This is a genomic window from Fructilactobacillus sp. X7R9C1 (assembly GCF_059901005.1).
This window is the reverse complement of the sequence record NZ_JBWXVG010000013.1, coordinates 14,363-30,809: the sequence shown is the minus strand read 5'-3', so window position 1 is coordinate 30,809 and position 16,447 is coordinate 14,363. Positions and strand designations below refer to the sequence as shown.

Here is a 16,447-nt window from a genome sequence, read left to right as displayed (position 1 = left end):
TCCATACCTTGTAATGCACGAAAAAGATTTACTTGCAATCGTTAAATAATAAAAATAAATTAATTAATATGAGGTGATAATAATGGCTAAAGAAATTAAGTTTTCTGAAAATGCTAGAAATTCGATGTTAAATGGTGTTGACAAATTAGCTGACACTGTAAAAACAACTATGGGTCCAAAGGGACGTAACGTTGTTCTAGAAGAAAAAGCTGGAGATCCAACAATCACAAATGATGGTGTTACCATTGCTAAAGCAATTGATCTTCCAGATCACTTTGAAAATATGGGTGCTAAGTTAGTATCTGAAGTTGCTTCTAAAACCAATGATGTTGCCGGTGATGGTACTACTACTGCTACTGTTCTTGCCCAAGCAATCGTTAAAGAGGGTATGAAGAACGTTACCGCTGGTGCTAATCCCGTTGGAGTTCGTCAAGGAATAGAGAAGGCTACTAGAACAGCCGTTGATAGTCTTCACAAGATGAGTCACCAAGTAACTAGCAAGGAAGATATCGCTCAAATTGCTTCAATCTCATCAGCTAACGAAAAGGTTGGTAATTTGATTGCCGACGCAATGGAAAAAGTTGGTAATGATGGTGTTATTACGATTGAAGAATCACGTGGTGTTGACACTAGTTTAGACGTTGTTGAAGGTATGGAATTTGATCGTGGATACATGTCACAATACATGGTTACCGACCAAGAAAAAATGGAAGCTAACCTAGATAATCCCTACATTTTAATTACTGACAAGAAAATCACTAATATCCAAGACATTTTGCCATTACTTCAATCAGTCGTACAACAAGGTCGTTCACTCTTGATCATTGCTGATGATATTGGTGGAGAAGCTCTTCCAACCTTAGTTTTGAACAAGATGCGTGGAACCTTTAATGTTGTAGCTGTTAAGGCTCCCGGCTTTGGTGATCGTCGTAAAGAACAACTCCAAGACATCGCTACTTTGACTGGTGGTACTGTAATTACTTCTGATCTTGGATTAGATCTAAAAGACACCACCATTGATCAATTAGGTCAAGCTAATAAGGTTAACGTTACTAAAGACAGCACAACTATCGTTGAAGGTAAGGGTAGCAAAGAAGCTATCGACAAACGAATTGATGAAATCAAACAACAAATTTATGCCACTGATTCTGACTTTGACCGTGATAAGTTGAAGGAACGTTTAGCTAAGTTGGCTGGTGGAGTTGCTGTTATCAAAGTTGGTGCAGCCACTGAAACTGAACTTAAAGAACGTAAGTACCGAATTGAAGATGCTTTGAATGCTACTAGAGCCGCTGTTGAAGAGGGATTTGTGCCCGGTGGTGGTACAGCCTTTATCAACATCTTGAATGACGTTGCTAAAATCCCCGCTGAAGGTGATGAAGCAACTGGAGTTAACATTGTTGTTAAAGCCCTAGAAGCACCAGTAAGACAAATTGCTGAAAATGCTGGGATTGACGGTTCAGTTATTGTTGATCATTTGAAAGACGAAAAACCAGGCATTGGTTACAATGCATTGACTGGCAAGTACGAAGACATGATCAAAGCTGGTGTCGTTGACCCAACTAAGGTAAGCCGTTCAGCACTTCAAAACGCTGCATCTGTTTCAGCTCTTCTATTAACTACTGAAGCTGTTGTTGCCGAACAACCAAAAAATGATAATGATCAACCAGCTGCTTCACAACAACCTGGAATGGGTGGAATGATGTAATTTAAGTTTTAATAAAAAAGAGTCCGAATGGACTCTTTTTTATTTCCAATTATGATGAATTATCTAGTTTAATGTAGTACAATTGCATTTGACTTTAAAATTACGGTTTTACTAGGTTAAATATGACATATTAAAGGAGTATGGATTAAATGTGGCGGTATTTAAAAAGATTAATTATTGGACGTCCGCTTAAGACAACGGAAGGCTCTGGTCAATCTCTCACTAAGTTCAAAGGTTTAGCTTTGCTATCATCTGATGCCTTATCATCAGTTGCTTATGGTACTGAACAGATTACTGCCGTTTTGATTACCTTATCGACCGCGGCATTAATGTATCAAATGTGGGTCGCACTGCTAGTGTTGGTTCTGTTAGCCGCAATCACATTATCTTATCGACAGATTATTTATGCTTATCCATCTGGTGGAGGTGCCTACGTTGTTGCCCGAACCAATTGGGGTGACACTGCTGGTTTAGTTGCTGGTGGGTCCCTATTAGTTGATTATATGTTAACGGTTGCCGTTTCAACGACTTCTGGGACTGAAGCGATTACTTCTGCCATCCCTGCGCTATATAATTATCAGGTTCCGATTGCAATCTTAATTGTAATATTTATCATGATTTTGAATCTTCGTGGAATGCATGATTCAGCTTCATTCCTGGTTATTCCAGTGTATCTATTTATTGTGATGATTATCATTTTAATCATTGTTGGTGCTTATAATATTTTAACTAATAAAATTACTTATCATGCGTATGCTCCACTGAATACCTCAGTTAAGGGAATGACCTTGGTATTATTCTTTAAGGCATTCTCATCTGGTTCAGCATCGTTAACTGGAGTTGAAGCCATTAGTAATGCGGTTCCAAACTTTAAACAACCAAAACGAAAGAACGCTGCCAATACATTAGGTATCATGGCCATTATTTTAGGAATCTTCTTTGCTGGGATTACCTTTCTAAGTTACTACATGGGAGTTATTCCTAACGCTAAAGATACCGTCTTATCACAGATTGGTACCAATGTCTTTGGTCACGGAATCATGTACTACTTACTTCAGCTTGCAACTGCCTTGATTTTAGCTGTTGCTGCTAACACTGGTTTCTCTGCCTTTCCAATTTTGGCCTACAACATGGCTAAAGATAAATATTTGCCACATGCCTACCTGGATAAGGGTGACCGACTAGGTTATTCAAATGGAATTATTTCGTTAGCTTTAGGTGCGATTGTTTTAATTGTCCTCTTTAAAGGTAAAACTAATCTCTTAATTCCACTCTATGCTGTTGGTGTGTTTGTTCCATTTACGTTGTCTCAATCTGGAATGATTGTTCACTGGTTCAGAAATAAAGATGGCTTGTGGCCGGTGAAAGCTGTCATTAATTTTATTGGAGCGTTCATCTCAGTGATGTTAGTCTTCTTCCTGTTTGCACTTCATTTTGCAAACGTTTGGCCATACCTCATTATCATGCCGTTGCTCCTTTTGATGTTTTACAAAATTCATCTTCACTATCAACGAATTGCTGAGCAGCTGCGTATTTCAACTGATCCTAATTATGAGAATCATACCTATGCTGGTTCAACGGTAATCGTGTTAGTGGGAAATGTTACCCAAGTTACTAGACAAGCAATTAACTATGCGAGATCGATTGGTGACAACGTTATTGCCATGCACGTTTCGTTTGCCGATAATCCGCAAAAAGAAGAGAAAATTTCAACGAAGTTTAAGGAAGAGTATCCAGACATTCGATTTGTCGATATTCATACTTCGTATCGTTCGGTTGTCGATCCAGTGCTTCGTTTCTGTGATGTTATTGCGAAACAGGATGAGGATCGCAATTATACTACGACGGTTTTGGTTCCTCAGTTTGTACCAAAACACTACTGGCAACAAGTCCTTCATAATCAGACTGCTGTTCGATTAAGAAGTGCCTTGAATTCACGTCAGGACATCATTGTATCGACGTATAACTATCATTTAAGTGAATAATAGAACAAAAAGCTAGGCTATGTTTAACATAGCCTAGCTTTTTTGATTTGGATTTAAAGGTGCACAATATGAGCAAATAGTGGGACGATGATATCAACGACCACCGAAATAATGACCACCGCAATCGCAGCCATGGAGCCCTGAACTTCACCAAGTTCAAGAGCTTTAGCTGATCCAAGGGTGTGTCCTGCCGTTCCAAGCCCCAATCCAATTCCGATGGGGTTCTTCAATCTGAATATTTTAATGATCCAGTCGCCAAGTGCGTAAATAATAACAGCGTTTAAAATACATGCCATAGCGGTAATTGCTGGCACACCGTTAATGCCTTGAGCGATTGGCATTGCAACTGCGGTAGTGGCAGCTTGCGGAAGCATGGAAGCAATTTCCGACTTGTTTAATCCAATTAACTTGGAGACAAAGTACATGATGATTACCGAAATGGTTAAACCGATTATTAGTGATAACAAAATTTCAAACCAGTACTTTTTCACGATGTCGTTTCGCTTGAAGAGTGGGACTGCGAAAGCAATCGTGGTAGGAAAGAGGAACCAAAAAATAATATCACCACCGGGCTTATACAAGTTGGTGTAAATCCAGGTAATGTTAATCCCCGTTGCTTTGCTCATTAACCAGAGAACAAAGATCCCGAGCACCATCCCAACAAATAATGGTTGAAAAAGAAAAAAGCCGTTAAATTTTTTAAATAGAAATGATCCAATCAGATAGACCACCAATGATAGAGCAATTCCAAACATTGGATTGCCTAAAAATTTTAATAGTTCCGTTTGCATATTTGGTTACTCCTTATCAATGTCTTGTTTTTTGCCAAAAATTTTATTGCGGGCCCATATCAAAAAAGTAGCAACTAAAGCCACCGACACCAACATGACGACTGTCGAAATAATGATCATAATCACTAGTTTGACGCCAGAATGTTTCATAATGTCGAGGGAGGCCGCTAATTGAATTCCAGAAGGGACAAAAAGGAATCCTAGGATTCCAATAAAAAATGATCCGACCTTTTCGACCTGTTCTGGTTTAATGACTTTAAAGGTCAATAACAAATATAATATCACCAAGCCAATTACTGGGGTTGGAACTGGAAAGTTGGCCGGAAAGAGTGCTGAGATTAGACTTGAGACGAATAAAATGCCCCCAAAGATACCGAGTTGAGTTAACAATGGAGCATCTTTTTGGGGCTTTTCTTCTTTATTTTGCATGTTTAACTCCTTTCAAAAGTATGTGATTGATTTAGCTATTTCTATATTTAATATAATATATGAAATGAACTAAAAAACAAACCAAAATTTTAATTGTTATCATTAGATTTAATTATCATAAATTAAATAAAGGGAAGCTTGTGTTTGTTATTTTCCGTTTGTATAATTGAATATAAACTTAATCGTGGAAGGCCATACTTAATTGAAATTTGAAATATTCGTCTATTTGTTTGCAACGATGATAATGTCGGCGGTTTTAACCCCTTTTATCAGAATTTTAGCATTCAAAATTGGCGCCATTGATAAACCGAATAAAAGACGTGTAAATAAAATTCCAATGCCAACGTTGGGTGGTCTGGCAATTTTTATTGCTTATACCATTACGACTTGCTTTTTTTTGCGGAACCAAATTCCATCTAGTAAGTTGTGGGGAATTCTGGGCGGAGAAATTATTATCATTATGACGGGGGTCATTGATGATATTTTTGAATTGAAGCCACGGCAAAAAGTGATTGGGATCTCGCTAGCAGCACTATGGGTGTACATTTTTGCGGGCATTCAGATGAGCTCCATTACGCTCCCATTCTTTGGTGATGTTAGTCTGGGATGGTTAAGTCTACCAATTACCTGGATATGGATTCTGGGGATTACGAACTCAATTAATTTAATCGATGGACTGGATGGACTAGCGACGGGGATTGCCATTATTGCTCTGACTACCATGGGAATCATCGGCTTATTCTTTTTAAACGTCGGTAACGTTTACGTGTCAATCATGATTTTTACTTTTGCCGCTTCCTGTTTGGGCTTTTTACCGTATAATTTTTTCCCAGCTCGAATCTATCTAGGAGATACGGGATCCCTATTAATTGGCTTTATGATCTCGGTCTTTTCCTTACAAGGTCTTAAAAACGCCACCTTCATATCGGTCATTATTCCCGTTGTGATTTTGGGAGTCCCAATCTCGGACACTGCTTATGCAATTTTACGGCGGATTTTGAACAAACAGCCCATCTCTCACGCTGATAAGCACCATTTACATCATCGGTTGATGCAGATTGGTTTGACCCACCGGCAAACGGTTTTGGTTATTTACGGAATTGCGTTAATTTTCGCTTTCATCTCTTTACTCTATCCATTGTCCAGTTTCTGGGGATCAGTGTTGTTGACGGTTGCCACTTTGATTGGGATTGAGCTTTTTGTGGAAGCCATTGGATTAGTCGGAAAGAACCGGCAACCCTTGCTTAATTTGATTAAACGCGTTGTGACTGGGACAACCAGTAAGGCTAATCACGAAACCGAAATCACTAAAACCAAGGCAAAGCATAAAACCAAATCAAACAAAAAAGAGTAGTTCATTGAAGGTGAACTACTCTTTTTAGACTAAACTGGACTCTCAAAATAAGCTTCCTTACCAATCTTGAATTGAACGTCTCCTGCAAGCAAATTGTTGATTTTTGTTTTGAAATTATCAATCACATGATTTGAAATGGCGGTACTTACTCGAACACTAGTGCCATATTCAACGTTAGTAATTGGTAAATTATTTTGTTTAAGAAAATATTGGAGCTTATCATTTAACTTATAGGATACTGAGATAGTAAGTGCAGTTTTAAGCGTCATTTTGCTGATTCCAACTCTTTCAATCACATCCGATGCCGAGTTACTATATGCTCGAATTAGGCCACCAGCACCTAGTTTGATGCCACCAAAGTACCTTGTTACTACGATTACTGTATCGTGAAGTTCCATATTTTTAATGGCATCCAGGATTGGAATCCCGGCAGTCCCACTGGGTTCGCCGTTGTCACTTTCTCGCTGGACATCATCATTTGGGCCAATAACATAGGCAAAACAATTGTGATTGGCCTTTTTATTTTGGTTTTTGATACTGGCGATGAATGCTTGAGCACTCGCTTCGTCCGTGACACGAGATACGGAAGCAATAAACTTTGATTTTTTGATAATAATTTCATTTTTACCAGCTTGTTTAATGGTTAAAAAAGAATTTTGCATTAAATTATTCCTGTTCTTCGTATTTAAAAGTGGAGGCGGATAGTTAATGATCAAAGATCAAAAGGAACTAATGGGAAGACTTACGCCAAGCACTTTGATTGACCCGATGCTTTTAAGTAATTCACTTCTTAATTTTGAATTAGCGGTAACGGTTAATCAAACTACTATTCATTGTAACCGATGTGGATTCAATTGTGAAAAATCAAAATGTGAACTTCCCAATCATATTTTTTACTGCCCCAATTGCATCGAAATGGGGCGAATTGATTCGTCGATGAAACTGGTTAGTGTCCTAGAAACAAATCGTTTTGTGGTTCCAAGTAATGTTTTGACTTGGGATGGGACGCTAACTGTAAATCAAAAAGACTGTGCGTTAAGGATGATTGAATCAGTAAAACATCACCGTGATCATCTACTGTGGGCGGTTACTGGGGCTGGTAAGACCGAGATGCTTTTTCCGGTATTAACATGGGCAATTAAACGTAAATTTCGAATTGCCATTGCTTCTCCCAGAGTTGACGTGTGTTCGGAACTTTATCCGCGTCTTAAAGCGGCTTTTTCTAACCTTGATATGGTTTTATTACATGGTAAAAGTAAGGATGATTACCGATATTGTCAACTAACTGTCTGTACTACCCACCAACTCATGCGTTTCTTTCATGCTTTTGATTTATTGATTATTGATGAAGTTGATGCGTTTCCATTCGTTAACAACGTTAACCTGGAGTTTGCCGTAAAGCATGCCTTAAAGACTACGGGACAAAGAATCATGTTAAGTGCCACTCCAAGTAAACGACTGAGAACCCAAATCACGCGTGGAAATGGAGATATGAGTTATTTGCCAATCAGGTTTCATGGTCATTTGTTGCCCGTGATTAAAGTTCACTTGTCAAGAAAATGGCGGATGCAATTATCAAAGGAAAGGTTACCCCATCAATTAATTAAAATGTGTCAGCGTAACGTTGCAATTAGAAGAAGATTTTTATTGTTTGTTCCTAAGATTAAAGATTTACCGGTGGTTGATCGGATTTTAAGCAAACAAATCCGTGGTCCAAAGGTATGGGAATGTGTTTATTCTGCTGACAAGAAACGAATGGAAAAGGTTCAAGCCATGCGTAACCAGCAAGTGTTATTTTTAGTGACTACGACCATTTTAGAACGAGGAGTGACGTTTCCAGATATTGATGTAATGGTACTGGGGGCTGACGATGAGGTCTTTTCTACGTCGTCATTAGTTCAGATGGCAGGAAGAGTGGGTCGAAAAAGGACCAGACCGACCGGTAACGTTGATTTTTTTGTGGGCAGTTTTTCAAGACGAATTACTAGCGCCCAAAATGAGATTAAGGCTATGAATCGCAGAGGGATGAAATTAAAAAGTCATGAATAAATGTGTATGGTGTAATCAAATTATTAGAAGTGATGTGAGCATTTCCTTTATTTTAAGTTTTCGTTCCTTTGTCCCGCCAATTATGTGTGATGAATGTCAAAAACTTTTTTGTCCCATTGATTTAAAAACGGCGTGTCCAGATTGTGGCAAGCAGCAAGCAAAATTAGAGTTGTGTGATGATTGTAAGATTTGGGAAGATCAATCTGGTCCCAAATTAATTAACCACGCGTTGTTTCCATACGATGAAGTGAATGATTACATGGCTCGGTACAAGTTTCAGGGTGATTATCGGTTAAGGCGACTATTTCAAAGTCAGTTTCAGTCTTTTATATTTGACCATAACGACGGCGGTATGATTGTTCCCATCCCGATTAGTAAGAAAACGTTTGAGGTGCGAAAGTTTAATCAGGTTGAGGGGTGGTTAGCTGGTGTGAAATATCAAAAGGTCTTAGGAGCGGTGTCAAAAAAGGACTTACCCCAGTCTAAAAAAGATAAATTTGATAGGATGCATTTAAAACAACCATTTTACGTTGAGCCGGAGTGGTCGACTAACAACCTACGTGGGAGAAAGGTTTGTTTGATTGATGATGTGTATACGACTGGAACCACCCTGCACTTAGCGGCCAAACTGTTATATTCGTATGGGGTTAAGAAAGTCTCAAGTATTACCCTTGCACGTTAGTATTGATTGTTATTTAATCGATTAGAATTTATAATAGTTATAAGAGATTCGTTTGAAGACAATGATACTAAGCATAGGAGAGATTAAAATGCTTGAAACTAAATTAAGAGGTGATGATGTTGAAATCACCAGTGATCTCCGTGATTACATTAATCATCACGTCAAAACAATTGATAAACGTTTTGATGCAAACGTGAAAGGGACTGCTCATGTTGATCTTATGAACTATTCTAACGAACGAATCAAAGCTGAAATCACTATTATCCTACCGAACTTTTTACTGCGAGGTGAGGGCAACTCTGATGATATTCACAAAAGCATTGATATCGCGATTCACGATATCCAGCAACAGATCGATAAATATGGCTCAAAGGTAAATGAAGAATTAACTGAGCATAAGTTATCCCACGTGTTTAATGATCCCGATAAACGATTAGCCGAATCTAAGATCGTTAGGAAAAAGCGGATTCCTTTACAGAAGATGACTTCGGAAGATGCCATTATTCAGATGAATTTGATTGGGCATGATTTTTTTGTCTATATTGATGTCACCGATGGCACCACTGACATTGTTTATCGAAGACATGATGGAGACTATGGACTAATTAAAACCGATCGTTAGAAAAACAGAAATAGCATATTTCTGTTTTTTTGTGATGAATTTTTAATTGATTTGATAAAATGTTAGAATAAGAAAATAGACTGATCATTCGAGAAACAAAAACGGTTTAGACACTAGAGGAGAAATCAATCAATGGCAACAAACCTTTTAAAGAAATGGGTTGAAAGCGACAAAAGCGAACTGAAACGATTAGGAAAGCTCGCCGATAAGGTCAGCTCATACTCAGAACAATATCGAAAATTAAGTGATAAAGAATTACAAGCTAAAACTCCAGAATTTCAAAAGCGTTATCAAAATGGTGAAAGTTTAGATGACATGTTACCTGAGGCTTTTGCGGTTGCCCGTGAAGGTGCCAGACGAGTGCTCGGACTAAATCCATTTCGAGTCCAGATTATGGGTGGAATTGTCCTTCATGAGGGTAATATTGCTGAGATGAAGACTGGTGAAGGGAAAACGTTAACGGCTACAATGCCCGTCTACCTGAATGCTTTATCAGGGAAAGGTGTTCATGTCGTTACGGTTAATGAATACCTATCACAACGTGATGCCACTCAAATGGGCCAGTTATACAATTGGCTGGGCTTAACGGTCGGGGTGAACTCGGCTGATAAGAATCCGGAAGAAAAGCGAGCTGCCTATGATAGCGACATCACTTATTCAACTAATAGTGAGATTGGATTTGATTATTTAAGGGATAACATGGTGGTTTATAAAGAAGATCGGGTTCAACGCCCACTTAATTTTGCCATCGTCGACGAAGTTGATTCGATCTTAATCGATGAAGCCAGGACCCCATTGATCATTTCTGGTGAAGCTCGTGGGTCAAACAAGCTTTACATGCAGGCAGATAAATTTGCCAAGACATTAAATCCTAAAACGGATTTTAAGGTTGATTTAGAGACTAAAACGGTCTCTTTGAAGGATGTTGGAATTGAAAAAGCCGAAAAGTACTTCAATTTAAATAACCTTTACGATACGGAAAACACTGCTTTAACCCACCATTTGGATCAGGCTTTACGTGCCAATTACGTGATGGAAAAGGATAAAGACTATGTTGTCTCAAAAGACGAGGTTTTAATCGTTGATTCCTTTACCGGAAGAATCATGGAAGGTCGTCGTTTTTCAGATGGGCTTCACCAAGCACTTGAGGCTAAAGAGGGTGTTACCATCCAAGAAGAAAGCAAGACGATGGCTAACATCACCTATCAAAACTTATTTAGACAGTACAGTAAGTTAGCTGGAATGACTGGTACCGCTAAAACGGAACAGGATGAGTTTCGAGAAATTTACAACATGGATGTCATTGCGGTTCCAACCAATAAACCGGTTGTTAGAATTGATGAGCCAGATGTTTTATATCCAAGTTTGGAATCAAAATTTGACGCTGTTATTGCCAAAATTAAAGATTTACACAAACGGGGACAACCAATCCTGATTGGTACGGTTGCGGTTGAAACTTCTGAATATCTTTCAGAGCGACTTGATGAAGAAAAAATTCCTCATGTAGTTTTGAATGCAAAAAATCATGCCAAAGAAGCTGACATTGTTGCTAACGCCGGTCAAAAGGGAGCTGTTACCATTGCAACCAACATGGCCGGTCGTGGAACTGATATTAAGCTTGGACCTGGAGTGGTCAAATTAGGTGGATTAGCGGTTATCGGGACCGAACGACACGAGTCACGAAGAATTGATAATCAATTACGTGGACGTTCTGGAAGACAGGGTGATCCTGGTTATTCTCAATTCTATCTTTCACTTGAAGATGATTTGATGCGTCGTTTCGGATCAGATAAGGTTAAAAGCATTCTCGATTCGATGAAAGTTGAGGGCGATGATGCGGTTATCCGGAGTCACATGATTACTAAGCAGGTTGAATCGGCTCAAAAGCGAGTTGAAGGTAATAACTATGATTCACGTAAAAACGTGTTAAAGTATGATGATGTGATGCGTCAACAGCGTGACGTGATTTACGGTGAGCGTAGTAAGGTGATTGACGAAAATAAGTCACTTAAGTGGGTTATTATGCCAATGATCAAACGAACGGTTAATCGAATTGTCAACTTGCACACTCAGGGAGATCAAAAGAAATGGGATCTCCAAACCATCCTTGATTTTGCGATTAATTCATTAGTTAGTCCCGATCAAATTAGCATTGATGACTTGAAAGGAAAATCAAGTGATGAAATTAAGGCATACTTGATGGGACTCGTTGATACTGAGTATGATAAGAAAGAAAAAGAGCTCCAGGATCCAGAACAGATGCTTGAATTTGAAAAAGTGGTTGTGCTTAGGGTGGTTGATTCACACTGGACTGACCACATCGATTCAATGGACCAATTACGAGAGTCAATCGGTCTTCGTGGTTATGGTCAATTAAACCCGTTAGTTGAGTATCAACGTGAAGGATTTAGAATGTTTGAAGAAATGGTCTCTGATATTGACTACGATGTCACTAGGTTGTTTATGAAAGCTGAGATCAGACAAAATATGGAAAGATAGTTTAAGAACGGAGGACTTTTGGTCTCCGTTTTTTCATCTTCAGGAGTATGAAATGGAATTAAGTGAAGCACGTGGACAGGTCGAAAAGATTGAAAAAGCCGTAGCTGGCTTTAGGGGGTCACTTTGACCTGGATCAACTAAGTGAAAATATTTCGGTTAATGAGGCTAAAATGGCTGAACCGGGATTTTGGGATGACCAAAGAAAAGCCCAGAAATTAATTGATGATAACAATCGATTAAAATTAAAATATGATAATTTTAATTCACTGGCTAAAAAGGTGGAAGATTTAAAGGTTAATCTAGAGCTTCTTGAAGAAGATAATGACACTGATTTAAAAAAAGAGTTTGATGATGAACTAACCAAGACCCAAAAGGAACTTAGTAGTTATCAGCTGAGTTTACTTTTGAATGGGAAATATGATGAAAATAATGCAATTGTTGAGATCCATCCTGGAGCTGGTGGAACTGAATCACAAGACTGGGGGTCCATGTTATTTCGGATGTATCAACGATGGGCCGAACAAAACGGCTTTTCGGTTTCAGTCGAAGACTATCAACCGGGTGACGTTGCTGGGATCAACAGTGTGACATTTTTAGTATCTGGAACCAACGCCTATGGTTACCTGAAATCAGAAAAAGGCGTTCACCGGTTAGTGCGGATCTCACCCTTCGATTCAGCAGGGCGGCGTCATACGTCGTTTGCCTCCGTTGATGTTATGCCAGAGCTTGATGAAACTGTGAACGTTGACATTAACCCAGAAGATCTCCGGATTGATGTTTTTCGGTCAAGCGGTGCTGGTGGTCAGCATATTAATAAAACCTCTTCAGCGGTTCGAATTACCCACTTACCAACTGGAATTGTCACCTCAAGTCAGGCCCAACGTTCACAATTACAGAATAGAGTTACAGCGATGAATATGTTAAAATCAAAGTTGTACGAACGTGAACAAGAGAAAAAAGAAGAAGAGAAAGCCAAGATTGAGGGTAAGCAGCTTGATATTGGTTGGGGTTCACAAATTCGTTCTTATGTTTTTCATCCCTATACAATGGTTAAGGATCATCGGACCAATTATGAGACTGGTAATGGTCAAGCAGTGATGGATGGTGATTTGAATCCATTCATTAACGCGTATTTGCAGTGGAATTTAAAACAGAAGAACCCAAAATAACGAAAAAGGAAGTTCATTATGTCAGTTGCGACTAATATTTTGTTTTTTGTCTTTATGCCAGCTTTTTGGTTTGCACTTATTCGCGTTTTCTTCGTTTATAATCGAAGAGTAAATCGAGAACGACGCTTATTTGAAAGTGCTGTTAACCCTAAATTTCACGAAGGATGGGTCTTTTTTAAATCATTAATTGTGCTGGGAATTGTTGGATCAATTTTAACTGCTTTGGTTGGGATTGAAGTGTCCTTAAATTGGATTTTATTATATGAATTATTGATCGCCATTAGTTTACTGATCCCAGGAATCTTAGTGCCGACATTGATTTTATTTGGATCAGTTTTTGTTGGGGTCTTCTTCAATGATTATTCAATCCCGATGATTAAGGGTGGCGACTTTATTGGTGCCGTGAATATGAACGCATCAAGATCGGCCAATTACTTAGCCTTAATCACAATCATGCTGGTTCTAATGTTTATCTTTTTGAAGATGAATGGTAGGACAATTAACTCTCCTCAGGTTTCAAAGAATCGGCGCGGAAACCGAGTGGCATTTTATGGATACAATGAGTTAGCTGTGATTCCGCTGGTACTGATGATTCCTGGTAAATTAATCGAAACGATCGTACCAATGTGGCCAGTTTTTAATATTTTTGGTGCACATGTAACCTTCTTGGTTGTTCCGTTTTTGATTGGTTTTCGCTTCAAGTTTGTTAACCATTTGCCAAATGAATTAATGCCACGGATTTCAAACGCGATTGGAGAACTGTCATTGTTAGCCATTTTACTAACGGCGGGCGCTTACTTTATGAGAAATAGTTACTACGCTATCATCGCGATTGCTTTATTGGCAGTGGTTTATGTAATCATCATGTATCACTTCCATCGTGTTGACCGAAAGACTGGAAATCAGATTAGTCAAGCGGTTGACGGAATCCGAATCATTGGGATTAAACCCCGCACTCCAGCCGATAAGATGGGACTTAAAACGGGTGACTTAATTGTTGAAGTTAACAACGTTCCGGTAAATTCGGAAAGTCAATTGTATTCTGCTTTACAAGATGATCCGACCTTTGTTCACATGAAGGTTAAAAATCGTAAGAATCAATTAGAGATTAAAGAAACGGCAATTTACGATGGTTCACCGCATGAGATCGGAATTGAAATGTTTCAAAATAATTAGTTAGAAGCACCCAGTTAATGGGCGCTTCTTTTATTTTGCATAAAATTAAGAACCGCCTAAATTAGGTCTGATTGTGTTAGAATTAAGTAAATTAATTTTATTTGGAGGTAGGTCCAATGGCTCAGAGTGTAACGGTAGCTGATTTAGTAAAGAACACTCATCTTAGTGTCTTTTGGGGTCGTGAATATTTAGACCGTCCCATTACCACTAGTGACATTTCACGTCCGGGACTGGAATTGACTGGATATTTTAACTACTACCCAGCCAAGCGAATTCAGATCTTTGGGATAACTGAAACCTCATTTGCAAAGGGAATGAGTGATGAAAAATTAAAAGAAGTAATGACCAAAATGTGTCAACCAGAAACGCCTGCATTTGTTATTTCTACTCAACTAGAACCACCTGAGCAGTTAGTGGCAGCCGCCAAAAGGGCTCACATTCCAATCTTAGGTTCAAAGTTAACCACCTCTAGAATTCTAAGTAATATGACGACGTATCTTGAAGCTAAGTTAGCCGAACGAAAGTCCATTCATGGTGTTTTGGTTGAAGTTTATGGACTTGGTGTTTTAATTACCGGTGATTCTGGAATTGGTAAGAGTGAAACGGCGCTAGAACTTGTTAAGCGTGGTCATCGTTTAATTGCTGATGATCGAGTTGAGGTTTATCAACAAGATGAGCAAACCTTGATTGGTCAAGCTCCCAAGATTCTTAATCACTTACTAGAAATTCGTGGGATTGGCATTATTGATGTGATGAACCTATTTGGTGCGGGTGCCGTTCGTTCCCAATCAAAAGTGGACTTAATCGTTCATTTGGACCAGTGGAACAAGGATACTAAGTATGATCGGCTTGGGACCGACCGTGAAACAACTCGAATCTTTGACGTTGATTTGAAGAAATTGACGATTCCAGTAAAACCCGGACGAAACTTAGCCATTATTATTGAAACCGCTGCGATGAACTTTAGGGCTCGTTCAATGGGATACGATGCGACTAAGGTCTTTGATAACAACTTAAATGAGTTGATCAAAGAAAATGCTTCTAAAAACAACCAGGAGCAAAAACACGAAGAACAAGCAGTTGAACAAAATAAGAAAGATATTAGCCAAGATGCTAATAAGGATCCTGAATAGGAGTGGAAGTTGTGTTTAGCATATTGGCATTAAATCCGGTTGCAATTCATCTCGGACCAATTGCGGTCCACTGGTATGGTATTTTTATCGCTGCCGCTGTCTTGATTGCCGTTTACCTTTCAATGAAAGAAGCTAAGCGACAACACTTAAATGAAGATGTTTTATATGATTTGATTTTGTGGGCGATTCCAATTGCGATTATTTCGGCTCGAATCTATTATGTGGTTTTTCAATGGAGCTATTATCGCCATCATTTAGATGAGATTATTCAAATTTGGGATGGTGGAATCGCCATTTATGGAGCTTTAATCGGGGCTGGCTTATTTATTTGGTGGTTTTGTTTTAAACATCATTTGTCAGTCTGGCAGATTTTAGATATTGCCGCTCCAACCGTCATTATGGCTCAAGGAATTGGTCGTTGGGGTAATTTCATGAATCAGGAAGCATTTGGAGCGGTAACATCACTTCAATTTTTACAGCATTTACATTTACCTGACGTTATCATCAATCAAATGTTTATTAGCGGGGCGTACCGCCAACCAACGTTTTTATATGAGTCACTTTGGGATTTAGCAGGATTTGCTGTCTTGATGATTATGAGACATGCTCCGCAGTTCTTTAAGCGTGGGGAAGTCTTTTTAAGTTACGTGATGTGGTATTCGTTTGGACGTTTTTTCACCGAGGGCATGCGGACCGATAGTTTAATGTTATTCGGCGTAATCCGGGTATCACAGTTGCTTTCCATTGTATTATTCGTAGTAGCACTATTTGTTTTAATTTATCGTAGACGAAACGACCAGTTAGTCTGGTACTACGGTAGTTAAGTGATTTGTAGGAGATAATTTAAATA

At 38.8% G+C, this 16,447-nt stretch carries 14 protein-coding genes; 11 read left to right on the top strand and 3 right to left on the bottom strand.

Annotated elements, in window-relative coordinates; translation table 11 throughout:
* Window positions 1-82: 82 nt before the first annotated feature.
* Together groL and kimA are read left to right on the top strand one after the other, a co-directional pair.
* Window positions 83-1,708 (top strand): chaperonin GroEL, encoded by a 1,626-nt coding sequence (gene groL / locus AC6UD0_RS06680; RefSeq protein WP_500708548.1) that lies wholly within the window; start codon window positions 83-85, stop codon window positions 1,706-1,708.
* A gap of 149 nt (window positions 1,709-1,857) precedes the next feature.
* On the top strand, window positions 1,858-3,693 hold the full coding sequence (gene kimA / locus AC6UD0_RS06675) for a potassium transporter KimA (protein WP_500696129.1): 1,836 nt from the start codon (window positions 1,858-1,860) through the stop codon (window positions 3,691-3,693).
* A 53-nt stretch (window positions 3,694-3,746) separates the two neighbouring features.
* On the opposite strand, the gene lrgB is transcribed toward kimA, so the two are convergent.
* The gene (gene lrgB, locus AC6UD0_RS06670; protein WP_500696128.1) at window positions 3,747-4,484 is read right to left on the bottom strand and encodes an antiholin-like protein LrgB; all 738 of its coding nucleotides are present in this window, start codon (window positions 4,482-4,484) and stop codon (window positions 3,747-3,749) included.
* A gap of 6 nt (window positions 4,485-4,490) precedes the next feature.
* Window positions 4,491-4,913 (bottom strand): CidA/LrgA family protein, encoded by a 423-nt coding sequence (locus AC6UD0_RS06665; RefSeq protein WP_500708546.1) that lies wholly within the window; start codon window positions 4,911-4,913, stop codon window positions 4,491-4,493.
* A 202-nt stretch (window positions 4,914-5,115) separates the two neighbouring features.
* Between AC6UD0_RS06665 and AC6UD0_RS06660 the strand changes: the two genes are divergently transcribed.
* The gene (locus AC6UD0_RS06660) at window positions 5,116-6,267 is read left to right on the top strand and encodes a glycosyltransferase family 4 protein (protein WP_500708544.1); all 1,152 of its coding nucleotides are present in this window, start codon (window positions 5,116-5,118) and stop codon (window positions 6,265-6,267) included.
* Between the two features lie 29 nt (window positions 6,268-6,296).
* On the opposite strand, the gene AC6UD0_RS06655 is transcribed toward AC6UD0_RS06660, so the two are convergent.
* Window positions 6,297-6,929, bottom strand: coding sequence for a YigZ family protein (locus tag AC6UD0_RS06655; RefSeq protein ID WP_500708541.1), 633 nt, complete (start codon window positions 6,927-6,929; stop codon window positions 6,297-6,299).
* 46 nt (window positions 6,930-6,975) lie between these two features.
* Here AC6UD0_RS06655 and AC6UD0_RS06650 point away from each other — a divergent pair, with 46 nt between their 5' ends.
* The 8 genes from AC6UD0_RS06650 to lgt all read left to right on the top strand — a co-directional run bounded on the left by AC6UD0_RS06650 (window position 6,976) and on the right by lgt (window position 16,421).
* Window positions 6,976-8,316 carry an ATP-dependent helicase ComFA gene (locus AC6UD0_RS06650; RefSeq protein WP_500708539.1) on the top strand — a complete coding sequence of 447 codons (1,341 nt, stop codon included), beginning with the start codon at window positions 6,976-6,978 and terminating at the stop codon, window positions 8,314-8,316.
* Window positions 8,309-8,998, top strand: a complete 690-nt coding sequence (locus AC6UD0_RS06645) for a ComF family protein (RefSeq protein ID WP_500708537.1) — start codon at window positions 8,309-8,311, stop codon at window positions 8,996-8,998. Before AC6UD0_RS06650 ends, AC6UD0_RS06645 begins: the two co-directional genes overlap by 8 nt.
* Window positions 8,999-9,086: 88 nt before the next feature.
* A complete protein-coding gene (gene hpf, locus AC6UD0_RS06640; protein ID WP_500708535.1) occupies window positions 9,087-9,620 on the top strand; it encodes a ribosome hibernation-promoting factor, HPF/YfiA family in 534 nt (177 codons plus the stop codon).
* A 132-nt stretch (window positions 9,621-9,752) separates the two neighbouring features.
* Window positions 9,753-12,119, top strand: a complete 2,367-nt coding sequence (gene secA, locus AC6UD0_RS06635) for a preprotein translocase subunit SecA (RefSeq protein ID WP_500694444.1) — start codon at window positions 9,753-9,755, stop codon at window positions 12,117-12,119.
* 52 nt (window positions 12,120-12,171) lie between these two features.
* A protein-coding gene (gene prfB / locus AC6UD0_RS06630; RefSeq protein WP_500708532.1) for a peptide chain release factor 2 occupies window positions 12,172-13,288 on the top strand; the annotation gives its coding sequence in 2 pieces (ribosomal slippage) (window positions 12,172-12,243 and window positions 12,245-13,288; 1,116 coding nt in all).
* Window positions 13,289-13,306: 18 nt separating this feature from the next.
* Window positions 13,307-14,464 carry a PDZ domain-containing protein gene (locus AC6UD0_RS06625; protein WP_500708531.1) on the top strand — a complete coding sequence of 386 codons (1,158 nt, stop codon included), beginning with the start codon at window positions 13,307-13,309 and terminating at the stop codon, window positions 14,462-14,464.
* Window positions 14,465-14,580: 116 nt separating this feature from the next.
* A complete protein-coding gene (gene hprK, locus AC6UD0_RS06620) occupies window positions 14,581-15,597 on the top strand; it encodes an HPr(Ser) kinase/phosphatase (protein WP_500708529.1) in 1,017 nt (338 codons plus the stop codon).
* A gap of 11 nt (window positions 15,598-15,608) precedes the next feature.
* Window positions 15,609-16,421 (top strand): prolipoprotein diacylglyceryl transferase, encoded by an 813-nt coding sequence (lgt, locus tag AC6UD0_RS06615; RefSeq protein WP_500696121.1) that lies wholly within the window; start codon window positions 15,609-15,611, stop codon window positions 16,419-16,421.
* The last annotated feature ends 26 nt before the right edge of the window (window positions 16,422-16,447 follow it).